At 74.0% G+C, this 11,601-nt stretch carries 9 protein-coding genes; 6 read left to right on the top strand and 3 right to left on the bottom strand.

Translation table 11 applies throughout. The annotated features are described in order from the left end of the window. Nucleotides 1-136 precede the first annotated feature (136 nt). Both ACZ5Y0_RS01345 and ACZ5Y0_RS01350 read right to left on the bottom strand, forming a co-directional pair. Entirely contained in the window at nt 137-985 is an 849-nt protein-coding gene (locus ACZ5Y0_RS01345; protein ID WP_469126588.1) for an SMP-30/gluconolactonase/LRE family protein, read from the bottom strand. Continuing rightward, nucleotides 982-1,755, bottom strand: a complete 774-nt coding sequence (locus ACZ5Y0_RS01350) for an IclR family transcriptional regulator (RefSeq protein ID WP_469126589.1) — start codon at nt 1,753-1,755, stop codon at nt 982-984. The genes ACZ5Y0_RS01345 and ACZ5Y0_RS01350 overlap by 4 nt, the downstream gene beginning before the upstream one ends. 255 nt (nt 1,756-2,010) lie before the next feature. Here ACZ5Y0_RS01350 and ACZ5Y0_RS01355 point away from each other — a divergent pair, with 255 nt between their 5' ends. Beyond that, nucleotides 2,011-2,613 carry a hypothetical protein gene (locus ACZ5Y0_RS01355; protein ID WP_469126590.1) on the top strand — a complete coding sequence of 201 codons (603 nt, stop codon included), beginning with the start codon at nt 2,011-2,013 and terminating at the stop codon, nt 2,611-2,613. Here ACZ5Y0_RS01355 and ACZ5Y0_RS01360 read toward each other — a convergent pair. Further along, the gene (locus tag ACZ5Y0_RS01360) at nt 2,573-3,502 is read right to left on the bottom strand and encodes an ATP-grasp domain-containing protein (RefSeq protein ID WP_469126591.1); all 930 of its coding nucleotides are present in this window, start codon (nt 3,500-3,502) and stop codon (nt 2,573-2,575) included. The two genes, ACZ5Y0_RS01355 and ACZ5Y0_RS01360, sit on opposite strands and share 41 nt — an antisense overlap. A gap of 361 nt (nt 3,503-3,863) precedes the next feature. Here ACZ5Y0_RS01360 and ACZ5Y0_RS01365 point away from each other — a divergent pair, with 361 nt between their 5' ends. From ACZ5Y0_RS01365 to ACZ5Y0_RS01385, 5 genes are all read left to right on the top strand, one after another. Next, the gene (locus tag ACZ5Y0_RS01365; protein ID WP_469126592.1) at nt 3,864-5,327 is read left to right on the top strand and encodes an acyl-CoA synthetase; all 1,464 of its coding nucleotides are present in this window, start codon (nt 3,864-3,866) and stop codon (nt 5,325-5,327) included. Beyond that, nucleotides 5,324-6,766 carry a carboxyl transferase domain-containing protein gene (locus ACZ5Y0_RS01370; RefSeq protein WP_469126593.1) on the top strand — a complete coding sequence of 481 codons (1,443 nt, stop codon included), beginning with the start codon at nt 5,324-5,326 and terminating at the stop codon, nt 6,764-6,766. The genes ACZ5Y0_RS01365 and ACZ5Y0_RS01370 overlap by 4 nt, the downstream gene beginning before the upstream one ends. A 216-nt stretch (nt 6,767-6,982) precedes the next feature. Next, complete coding sequence (locus ACZ5Y0_RS01375) at nt 6,983-8,023, top strand: rod shape-determining protein (RefSeq protein ID WP_469126594.1); 1,041 nt, start codon at nt 6,983-6,985, stop codon at nt 8,021-8,023. 460 nt (nt 8,024-8,483) lie between these two features. Further along, nucleotides 8,484-9,536, top strand: coding sequence for a glycoside hydrolase family 5 protein (locus ACZ5Y0_RS01380; RefSeq protein WP_469126595.1), 1,053 nt, complete (start codon nt 8,484-8,486; stop codon nt 9,534-9,536). A gap of 181 nt (nt 9,537-9,717) precedes the next feature. Beyond that, on the top strand, nt 9,718-11,439 hold the full coding sequence (locus ACZ5Y0_RS01385) for a protein kinase domain-containing protein (RefSeq protein ID WP_469126596.1): 1,722 nt from the start codon (nt 9,718-9,720) through the stop codon (nt 11,437-11,439). The last annotated feature ends 162 nt before the right edge of the window (nt 11,440-11,601 follow it).

Below are 11,601 nucleotides of genomic sequence, written 5' to 3' on the forward strand. Positions count from 1 at the left end.
CCGAAGCACCCCGCCGAGCGCATTCGACTCCCCCCTCGGTCCGGTCGACTTCCCTCGTGGTCCACGGGTTTTCAGCGAGGGCCGGCCGTCCGTCCGCCCGCCGCCCGCCGGGCCTCACGACGCCGGCCCCGCCCCCTCAGCCGCTGAAGGCCGGTTGGGGCATGCCCTTGCCCGCGTCCGGGACGACCAGGAGCGAGCCCGACAGCGGGTGGGGGGCCTCCAGGCCCACCCGTGCTGTCGTGATGTACAGGTCCGTCAGCTCGGCACCGCCGAACGCGCAGGCCGTCACCCTCGGGGTCGGCAGCTCGATCACGCGGTCCAGCACGCCCGCCGGGGTGTAACGGCGTACCGCCGCCCCCTCCCACAGCGCCACCCACACGCACCCGTCCGCGTCGACCGTCAGCCCGTCGGGGAAGCCCGCGCCGTCCTCGATCTCGACGAAGGGGCGACGGTTCGTCACCCGGCCGTCGGCGTGGTCGAAGACGTCGACGCGGCGGGTCGGGGAGTCGATGTAGTACATCAGCGCACCGGAAGGGCTCCAGCCCGTCCCGTTGCTCACGGCGACGTCGTCGAGGACCACAGTGACCGAACCGTCCCCGGTGAGGCGGGACAGCGATCCCCCGCCCGGCGCCTCGTCGTAGCGCATCGTGCCGGCCCAGAGCGAGCCGTCGGGCGCGACGGCCGCGTCGTTGGCGCGGCGGCCGGGGACCGGCTCGTGGTGGAGCCAGCGCAAGCGCCCGTCCTCGTCCAGCACACCCACGCCGTCGCGGAGGTTGAGGACCAGGCCGCCGCCCGCACGTGGCTTGACCGCGCCCACGTGCTGGTCGGTGACGCGGACCGTGCGGCGGCCCGTCGACGGCTCGTAGGTGTGCAGGCGTGAGCCGAGGATGTCGAGCCAGAGGAGGCGGCCGGTGGCCGGGTCCCAGGTGGGGCCCTCGCCGAGGGAGGCCTCGGCGCGGACGGCGACGTCGAACACGTTGGTCATGCCAGGCTCCGGTAGCCCAGCTGTTCGGACAGCTCGGCCGCGCCCTTGGCGGCGAGCTGCTCCAGTTCGACGCGGCGCTCGTCGCTCCAGCGGATCATGGGGACGGAGATCGACAGCGCGGCCACGACCCGGCCCGTGCGGTCGCGCACCGGGGCCGCCACGCAGCTGACGTCCGGGTTGGACTCGCGGCTCTCGACCGCGATGCCCCGTTCCCTGATCTCCGCGAGGGCCTCCCGCAGCGCGCCCGGTTCGGTGATGCTGTTGGGCGTCATCGCGACCAGGTCGGCGTCGTCGGGGATCCGCGCGGTCAGCTCGGCGTCGGGGAGGGAGGCGAGCAGCATCTTGCCGACGGAGGTGCAGTGCGCGGGGAGGCGACGGCCCGCCGCCGACACCATGCGTACGGCGTGCGTGGAGTCGACCTTCGCGATGTAGATGACGTCGGCGCCCTCCAGGATCGCCACGTGGACCGTCTCGTCGCAGGTCTCGGCGACGGTCCTGGCGACCTGCTGGCCCTCGGCGGCCAGGTCGAGCTGCTCGGCGTACCGGCTGCCGAGCTGGTACGGCCGTACGCCGAGGCGGTAGCGTCCGGGCTGTCCGGGGACGGTGACGATGTACGACCGGGCGGCGAGCGTGGTGACCAGCTCGTGCACCGTGGTGCGCGGCAGCTGGAGCCGGCGCACTATGTCGGGGGCGGACAGCGTCCCGTCCCCGTCGAGGAAGAGCTCGAGGATGTCGAGAGCCCGGGTGACGGCAGGTACGAGTCGTCCCACGGCCGGCCCCCTTCCTTGGTTCGTCTCAGGCCTGCGTTCGAAATTTCAACAGACGATCGGCATGACGAACACAGGCTAGTCATAGAGCGCGGCGCCGGGCAATGGCCATGGAGGGACGCGTGCCTGGAGCGCCCATCGGCGGCCCGTCCGCCTCCGCAGTCTGCCGCCGCCTCGCCGCTCGCGTGCGCCCGTCGCCCCGTCGGCCGGCGGCTCGCCGACCCGTTCGCCGTGAGGCCGCCCGGCCGGTGGGCGACGATGGATCGCATGCCGTCCGACACGCGCCCCGCCGGCCGCCCCTTCACGCCCCTCGACCTCCAGCTGGTGCTGCTGCGCCGCATGGCGGACCACAATCCGGACCTGGTGGAGGACGCCCGCCGCGAGCTGGGCGCCTCCCTGACCGACATGCGGGAGGCCAACAAGCGTTGGCAGGCGATGGTCCGCTCACCGCGCGGCCGGGGTGCCGCCTCCCGGTACCGCTCCGTCCTCGGCGCCCCCGAGACACGGGCGGCGCGCCGCATCGGGGACCTGGACTGCGAGGCCTGGCTGTGGCCGCTCCCCCTCTGGCCCGCCCTACGCTTCGAGGTCCTCCTCGCCCCGAACGGCGCGGTCTGGAACGAGTGGCTGGTCCGCGCACCCGGCGCTCCCGCCCCCGCCCTCCGCACCCTCGACGACCTCACCCCCTGGTCCTGCACGGTCGACGAGGCCGCCCGCGCCTTCGCCCCCGCCCGCCCGCTGGAGGGCTCGGCCCCCACCCGCTGGGGTCTGGCCTTCAGCGCGCCGGACGGGGAGGGGGTGCGACGGGAGGTGGCCGCCGAGTTCACCTGGGGGCTGCTTCAGCGGACGGCGGTGCGGAAGTAGTCCGCGAAGGTCCCTGACCGGTGCCGGCCGCGGCGAGGATCGCCTCCACCACCCGCGGCACCGACTCCGGGTGCAGAAACAGGAAGAGGTTCGGCTCCACCAGCTCCAGCTCCATCACCCGTGGCCGGCCGTCGTCACCGTCCACCAGGTCGACCCGCGCGTACAGCAACTCGGATGCGTCCGGCACGGCCGCCAACGCCCGCTGAGCGACGTCGAGTTCGGCTGCTGTCGGGGTCCAGGGCTCCAGCCCCGGATGCGCCACCTTGGCCGCGTCGAAAGCGGTTCCGCGAGCGAGCACGGCCCGCTTGCGGCTGGCGTGCAGCAGGCCACCCCCGAAGAACTGGAGGGCCCGCTCCCCCGCGATGTCGATGCTGCGCACATACGGCTGGACCATCGCCGTCAGCCCTTCCTCGTGCATGCGCGCGAGATGGCGTACGGCGGCGTCGTGCAGGTCCGGCGTGTAGCGCGCGGCGTAGCGGGCGCCGGCGCCCGAGGTGGGTTTGACGACGTACTCGCGGTCCTCGGGAAGGTCCGCCGGGTCGCCGGGGGCGAGGTAGCGGGTGGGGACCACGGGTACGCCGGCCGCCTCGAGTTCACCGAGGTAGCGCTTGTCCGTGTTCCAGCGCACCACGGCGGCCGGGTTCGCCAGGCGGGTCACCCCGGCGCACCGGTCCGCCCACGCCGTGAACTCCGCCGCGCGCCAGCTGTAGTCCCAGGTGGAGCGGATCAGGGCGAGGTCGTAGGAGGCCCAGTCGGCGTCGGCGTCGTCCCAGCACACCGCCTCCGCGTCGGCCCCGGCCTCCTCCAGCGCCCGCACCAGGACCGGGAGGTCACGGTCCTTGCTCGGCTCCGGACGGGGATCATAGGTGACCAGGGCGACTCGGGACACGGCGGGACTCCCTTCTCGTGACGACGCCCTCGGGGTCGTCACCTCTCGTAGCGCCTCGTGACAGGTCGGGACGCCCCGTGACTACTCGTGGCTTACGCACGGACCCGCAGGCTAACCGGCACCCCCGCAGCCGCCGCAACCCGTTCGACCTTCCCCCTCGGCGAAGGTCCGGCATCGGTGGCGGAACGGACACGGGAGCGGGTGCGCAGACCGCGTCCCCCGCGGACCGGACAACGTGAGCTGTGGGGAGGCCGACGTGGTGCGGAAGTGACGGGCGGCGACCTCCGGAACCGGAACCGACGGGTCGGACCGGTCATGGGGTAGGAACGACCTTGTCGTCCCCTGCCCGAGGAGTGTTCCGGTGTCCTTTCTCTTTCCGGCCCTGACGGGGCCGCCGCCCGCTGCGCCGTCCGACCGCGTGGCTCTGCGGTTCGGTGAGCGGTCCCTGACGTACGCGGAACTCGCCCGCGCGGCGGGCTCGCTGGGGGGCCGGCTGCCGGGCGGCGGCGCGCGGGTCGCCGTATGGGCGACGCCCGAGCTGGAGACGGCGGTGGCCGTCGTGGCGGCCCTGGAGACCGGGGTGCCGGTGGTGCCGCTCAATCCGAGGTCCGGGGAGAAGGAACTCGGGCACATCCTGTCCGACAGCGCGCCCGCGCTCCTCCTGGCCGCCCCCGGAGACGAACTCCCGCCCGCCGTGAGGGGCCTGCCGCGCGTCGATGTGGACGTGCGAGCCACCGGCGGACGGCTCCCGGACCATCTCCCGGTCACCGGAGAGGACCCCGCGCTCGTCGTCTACACCTCCGGCACCACCGGCCCGCCCAAGGGCGCGGTCATCCCACGGCGGGCGGTCGCGGCGACACTGGACGCGCTCGCCGACGCCTGGCGGTGGACCGGCGAGGACGTGCTGGTGCACGGGCTGCCGCTGTTCCATGTGCACGGGCTGGTACTGGGCGTCCTCGGACCGCTGCGGCGCGGAGGGTCGGTACGGCATCTGGGGCGGTTCTCCGCCGAGGGCGTGGCCCGGGAGCTGAACAGCGGCGCCAGCATGCTGTTCGGGGTGCCCACCATGTATCACCGGCTCGCCGAGGCCCTCCCCGGCGACCCCGGCCTCGCGGCGGCGCTCGGCCGGGCCCGGCTGCTCGTCTCCGGCTCCGCCGCGCTGCCGGCGCACGACCACCAGCGGATCACGGCCGCGACCGGGCAGCGGGTCATCGAGCGGTACGGCATGACGGAGACCCTGATGAACACCTCCGTGCGCGCCGACGGCGAACCACGGACGGGCACGGTCGGGGTGCCGCTGCCGGGCGTGGAACTGCGGCTCGTGGAGGAGGACGGCACTCCCCTCACGTCGTACGACGGGGAGAGCGTCGGGGAGATCCAGGTGCGAGGGCCGAACCTGTTCACCGGCTACCTCAACCGGCCGGACGCCACGGCGGGGGCGTTCACCGCCGACGGGTGGTTCCGGACCGGTGACATGGCGGTACGGGACGGTGACGGTCACGTCCGGATCGTCGGACGCAAGGCCACCGACCTGATCAAGAGCGGTGGTCACAAGATCGGCGCCGGTGAGATCGAGAACGCGCTCCTGGAACATCCGGGCGTACGGGAGGCCGCCGTCACCGGGGAGGCGGACGCCGACCTCGGGGAGCGGATCGTGGCGTGGATCGTGCCCGAGGACCGGCACTCGCCGCCTTCCGAGGGCGAGTTGGCCGATCACGTGGCGCGGCGGCTCGCCCCGCACAAGCGGCCCCGCGTGGTGCGCTACCTCGACCTGCTGCCCCGCAACGACATGGGGAAGATCATGAAAAGGGCGCTGCCGTCATGAGTGGTCCGCTTCGCCTCTCCGCGCGCGAGATCCTCGCCCTCGTCTGTGACTCCCCCGCCTCCCCCGGTTCCCCCGGTACCGTCGGTTCTGCCGGGACCCCCGGCTCCCCCGGCGTCCCCGGCTCTCCTGACGCTTCCGAGCCCTTGGGTTCCTCGGGCTCCTTCGCCGAACTCCCGTACCCGGTGGCGGGTTCCGCACCCGACGGTCCTCTGTCCTGGCCCGGCTACGGCACCTCCCGCGCCCGTGCCGCCGAGCGGACCGGCGAGACGGAGTCCGTGGTCTGCGGCACCGGCAGTGTCGCGGGCACCCGCGCCGTGCTGATCGCGTTCGAGTTCGGCTTCCTGGGCGGCTCGCTGGGCGAACGCACCGGCGACCGGCTGGAGGCGGCGTACACCTACGCCCGTGAACACCGGTTGCCCGTCGTCCCGTTGGTCGCCACCGGCGGCTCGCGGATGCAGGAGGGCATGCTCGCCCTCACTCAGCTCCAGCGCGTGGCCCGGCAGTCGGCGCTGACGCGGCAGGCCGGGCTGGCGCAGATCGCCGTGGTACGCGACCCGACGACCGGCGGTGGCTGGGCCACCCTGGGCGCCGGCGCCGACGTGGTCCTCGCGCTGCCGGGCGCCCAGGTCGGCTTCGCCGGGTCGCGGGTACGTCCGCCGGACGCCGACCCCGCCGCGTACACCGCCGAGGCGCAGGTCGCGGCGGGGTCGGTGGACGCCGTCGTGGAACCGGGGGCGCTGCGGGCGACGCTGGGGCGGTGGCTGCGGCTGCTGACCCGCCCCTCGCAGGAGCCCGCTCCGGTCCCCCGTGCCCTCGGCGCGGCGGACCTCCCGGCCACCGGCTGGGAAGCCGTCCGGCGCGCCCGGTCGCCGCGACGCCCCCGCGCCCACGCCTACTTGGACGCCTACTTCACCCTGCGCGCCGAGATCGGCGGCGACCGCTGCGGCGGCACCGATCCCGACGGCATGCTGTGCGGCTTCGGCGAGCACCAGGGCCGTACCGTCGCCTACGCCGCCCAGACCGGAACCGCGACCCGGCCCGCCGGATACCGCACCGCCACCCGGCTGATCCGGCTCGCGGACCGGCTCGGCATCCCGGTGCTGACCCTGGTGGACACACCCGGCGCGGCCAACGACGCCGAGGCGGAGCGGCAGGGCGCGGGCGCGGCGATCGCCGAGCTGTTCGGCGTAGTGGCCACCGCCGGGACGCCCGTCACCACGCTGGTGATCGGCGAGGGCGGTTCCGGGGGCGCTCTGGCGCTGGCCGCGCCCGGCCGCACCTGGGTCACGCCGGACAGCTACTTCTCGGTGATCGCTCCGGAGCAGGCCGCCGCGATCCTGAAGCGGCCGCCCGAGGAGGTCGAGGCGACCGCCGGCCAACTGCGCATACGCCCTCAGGACTTGGCGGAACTGGGGGTGGTGCGCACGGACCTGCCGTGAGGGTGCCGACACCCCTGGGGAGGGGCGGCCGAAGACCTCCCGCACGGGGCACAAGGCCATGAACCCCCATTCGGCGGCTCCCCGCCCGGCCCTCTCCAGCGGGCGCCCGCCCTCCCGCCCCCGCACGATGCGAAGGAGGGCCACCGCCCGGCGGCCCTCCCAGAAGGCCCGCCGGCCCGGCGGCCGCCACGGTCTGTGCTCTCGGGAGGACCTGCCATGACCGCCAGTCTGGAGCAGCTGCGCCGCTGCCACTTCGCCGTCGATCTCGGAGCGGCGCGGACGCGGGTGTACGTCAAGGGGGCCGGCCTCGTCGTCGACCAGCCGTCCGTCGCCGCCGTGAACACACGCACCGGGGCGCTGATCGCGGTCGGCGAGTTCGCCGAGAAGATGACCGGCCGCACGCCGCACTACATCCGCGTCGTCCGCCCGGTCTCCGGTGGCACGGTCGTCGACATCGAGATGGCCCAGCGCATGCTGCGGCACCTGATCGGCGACAAGATGCGCCGCCAGTTGCGCCGCAAGCCGTTTCTGCGGGCCGCCGCGTGCACCCCGCACGACGCCGACCCGCTCGCCCAGCGCGCCGCGATCGAGACGCTCGTCGGGCTCGGCGCCCGGCGCGTCGAACTCGTCGACACCCTCATCGCCGCCGCCGTCGGCTGCGGGCTGCCCGTGGAGCGGCCCGAAGCCACCATGATCATGGTGTGCGGCGCGGCCGCCACCCAGGTCGCCGTCCTCTCCCTCGGCTCCATCGTGACCGCCGAGCGCATTCCGGTCGGCGGCGAGGCGGTGGACCACGCGATCGTCCAGCACCTGCGCCACGAACACGAGTTGATGCTCCCGAGCCAGTCCGTACGGCCGCTCCAGCTGGCCCTGTCCGGCAACGGCCTCACCCCGCACGGCCCCGCCTCCACGGAGATCCACGGCCGGGACGTCGCCACCGGCCTGGCCCGGTCCGTCCAGGTCGACACCGCGGCCGTACGGGATGCCATCGAGACCCCGCTCACGGCCGTCCTGGACGGCATCGGGCGGGTCCTGCGGGACTGCCCCCCGGATTTGGTCGCCGATCTCGCCGACCGCGGCATCATGATGGTCGGCGGTTCCGCCCTGCTGCCCGGTTTCGACCAGATGCTCCGTGAGGCCACCGGCATGCCGGTCCACATCGCCGATCGGCCCGACATCTGCGCCGCCCAGGGCCTGGGCGCGATGCTGGAGGGCAAGGTCGAGCCCCTCACCTTGCAGTCGATCGCGACCGCCTGACCCCGTCGCCTCGCGCCGGCCAGGCGGCCGTCAGGACCCGGCGCGGCGGGTCGGGCCCAGCCTCACGGCGTACGCCGACCGCGGCGCGGGCGGACTGAGGGCGGGGATGCGCGGGCGGGACGGGCAGCGGGCGGACTGAGGATGTGCGGGCGGGACGAGGCGGGGCGGCGGTGAGCGCGCGGTGGGGCGCCGGCCGTCGGCGCCCCCGGCGGAGGCGGCCCAGCGAGGAGGCGGCCCAGCGCGGAGGCGGTCCAGCGAGGAGGCGGCCCAGCGAGGACGTCACGTGTGGGACACCTTGACGATCACTGTGGCGGGTGCCACGATTCCGGCGCCGCCATGTTTACGTAAACATCGGGACGCCACGGTGGCTGATGTTTACGTAAACATGCAGAGGCGCCCAGAGACCGAGCCCCCCACGCCGTCGAACCGAACCGTCTCCCCGATCCGAAAGGCCAGGCCGATGCGCACCACCCCCACCCGCACCCGCCGGACCCCCCGCCTGCGAGCCGCCCTCCTCGCCCTGCTGATCGCGGGAGCCGGCACCAGCCTGGCCGGCGCCCCCGCCCAGGCCGCCCCGCGCATGGACACCAGCCAGTTCAAGGGCGTCAACTGGGCCGACCCGCGGGACAACTTCGCCGACGACCCGGTCGTCCTGTCGGGCCTGTCGCTCTCCGACGGCTACGCCCGGACCTACACCAAGTCGAGCCGGGTGATATCGGCGTTCCGCGCGAACCTCGGCGCCAACACCGTACGGCTGCCGATCAACCCGTACACGGTGAACGGCGGTTACTGGACGTCGTACCGTGCGGTCGTCGACGCCGCCTCGGCCAAGGGCTTCAAGGTCATCCTGTCGTACTGGGAGGGCACCGGTCCCCGCAAGGACGGCTTCATCGACGACCAGGCCACCTACTGGCCCATGTGGGACAGGGTCGTCAAGGCTTACGGGAACGACCGGAACGTGTACTTCGAGCCGATGAACGAGCCGCACGGCTACACCGACACCGAGTGGGCCGACCTCGCCGCCACCTGGCTGGACACCTACTCCTCGGTCCCCCGCGACCGGGTGTTCGTCAGCGGCGCCGGCTACAACGACCACGTCACCGGCGTCTGCGCCGACCCGCGCCTGAAGGGCACCTACCTGTCCCTGCACCACTACGGGTTCTGGAAGGAGTACGCCACCTACGACCAGTGGGTGGCCGACCTCAAGGTGCGCATCGGCGACTGCGCGAACCGGACCGTCGCCGACGAGTTCGGCGCCCACATGACCACCGGCCTCGACTACAACAGGCCGGCGCCGGACAACAACTTCGTCAACTACATGCAGGCCGTCACCGACACCTTCCGCGAGCTGAGGATGGGGTCGGTCTACTGGCCGGGCCTGCGCACCGGGGACACGTACTCCCTCCAGACCCTGACCGGCGACCCGGCCCGCCCCTGGCTGGCGACCACCAACCAGTCCGGCGCCGACCGTCTCGCCTGGGCGTGGGGCCGCGGCAAGGCGGTCCGCCCCTGACCCACACCCCACTCGCCTTCGCCTTCGCCTTCGCCTTCGGGAGAGGAGATGCCGCACCCTCCCCCGAAGGCACCCGACGGCGGAAGTGAGGGAAACCCTGACCGTGCGCCGGGGCTCGGCTAGCCTCGTCTTCTCTTGAACGCGAACTGACGTACGTCGAATACCACTTCGGGGAAACTCCGTGTCAGATCAGCGGCCGTCGCCATCGGGCCCGGCGACGAGCGAGGCCGCCGCACTGCGGCAGGCAGGCGCCTCACCCCTGCGTCCGGGCGATCCCGAACAGGTGGGACCCTACGTGCCGTTGGCTCTGCTGGGCAGCGGTGGCATGGGACGCGTCTACCTGGCGCGCCCCGTCGACGACAGCCCCGGCCTGGTCGCCGTGAAGGTGATCCGGCCGGAGTACGCGGAGGACCCCCGGTTCCGGCGCCGGTTCGAACGCGAGGCGGCCGTGCACGCCAGGCTGCGCACCCAGCACGCGCCGAAACTGTGCGGAACCGGTTTCCGGGACGAACTGCTGTGGATGGCCACCGAGTACCTCCCCGGGCCGGACCTCGCGGAGGCCGTACGGGAGGACGGCGCCCTCGCCTCCGCCGCCGTGTGGCAGGTGGCGGAGCAGCTCGCGCGGGCCCTGCGCGAACTGGCGGCCGCGGGCATCGTCCACCGCGACCTCAAGCCGTCCAACGTCCTGCTCACCGTCCGCGGCGCGCACGTCATCGACTTCGGCATCTGCAAGGCGGTGGACGCGAGTTCGATCACCGGCACGGGCAACCGGGTGGGAACGCCCGCCTACATGTCGCCGGAGCACCTCAGGACGGGCCACTCCGACACGGCGTCGGACGTGTTCTCGCTGGCGGGAACGCTGGTCTACGCGGCATCAGGACGGGCCCCGTTCGGCGATGGCACCGGTGTCGACGTCATGCACCGGGTGGCCTTCGAGGAACCCGACCCGGAGCTGCTCGGCGAGATCGCCGCGGCCGACCCGGCGCTCGGCTCGCTGCTGTCGGCCTGCCTGGCCAAGGAGCCCGAGCGGCGCCCCACCCCGGCGGAACTCCTCGCGACGGCCGCGCGGCACGCCGGCCCGCCCGGCTGGCCCGAGCCGCTGGGCGGCAGGGTCCTGGCCCGACAGCGGGCGTACGACGCGCTGTTCCGCCTGCCGGTCGACCGCAGAGCCCGCTTAGGCCGCCCGACGCCGGCACCGCCGCCTGCGCCCCCTCCGTCCGACGGGCCCGGCCCCTCCGCCGCCGTGCCGGACCCTGGCGCCGGTCCCCGCCGTCGGCGGCACAAGCCGCTGCTGGCCGGCGTCGCGGCCCTCCTCCTTGGCCTGATCTGCGCGGGCTGTTACCTCCTCACCCGTCAGGACGCCCCCGCCGCCGCTCCCCCACCCGGACGGGCCGCGACCGTCCCCGCCGGTTCCGGACCCGGCGGCACCGCCCCCTCCCCGACACGTGGCACCCGCGGCGGCACGTCCACCGAGAGCGGCAGCGCGGCCCGCGCCGACGGCACCACCGACGAGACCAAGGACCCCCTCGCCACCGCCTCCCCGTCCCCTTCCGCCGGCGGTACGGCCACCTCCGCCGCTCCACCGGCGGGCCCCGGCGCCTCCACCGGCCCCGCCCCTACCCCGAGCAGCCCCTCCGCGGAGCCCGCGACGGCACCCTGGAACACCGACTGCACCCACTACCGCGGCAACGGCCGCACCCGGCACGGCGACAGCGGCAACCGCGTCCTCCAGGTGCAGTGCATGCTGACGAAACGCGGCTACGGCATCGGTGGCAACGGCGTCGACGGCGTCTTCGGCTCCGGCACGGAAACGGCCGTACGCGGGTTCCAGAGCGACAGGGGACTGACCGTCGACGGCATCGTCGGCCAGGACACATGGAGTGCCCTGCGCGGCGAGGTCTGACGCCCCGCCGGCTGGTCAGGAGAGTGCTCCCGTCCCTGCGCCCCCGGCGCGGCCCGCACAGGTGGGCGTGGGTACGGGACGCTCATCCCACCGGCTCGGAAAGGGGATCGAACCCGTCCGCAGCGGATCCCCCTTCCCCCGCGCAGGAGCTTCGACCCGCTG

The sequence above is a fragment of the Streptomyces sp. NPDC033216 genome, assembly GCF_055577115.1.

What these genes read in the sequence shown, in the direction of transcription:
- ACZ5Y0_RS01375 (WP_469126594.1), top strand. Translation starts at nt 6,983, where the DNA reads ATGACCGCCAGTCTGGAGCAGCTGCGCCGCTGCCACTTCGCCGTCGAT.
- ACZ5Y0_RS01380 (WP_469126595.1), top strand. Translation starts at nt 8,484, where the DNA reads ATGCGCACCACCCCCACCCGCACCCGCCGGACCCCCCGCCTGCGAGCC.
- ACZ5Y0_RS01355 (WP_469126590.1), top strand. Translation starts at nt 2,011, where the DNA reads ATGGATCGCATGCCGTCCGACACGCGCCCCGCCGGCCGCCCCTTCACG.
- ACZ5Y0_RS01345 (WP_469126588.1), bottom strand. Translation starts at nt 985, where the DNA reads ATGACCAACGTGTTCGACGTCGCCGTCCGCGCCGAGGCCTCCCTCGGC.
- ACZ5Y0_RS01370 (WP_469126593.1), top strand. Translation starts at nt 5,324, where the DNA reads ATGAGTGGTCCGCTTCGCCTCTCCGCGCGCGAGATCCTCGCCCTCGTC.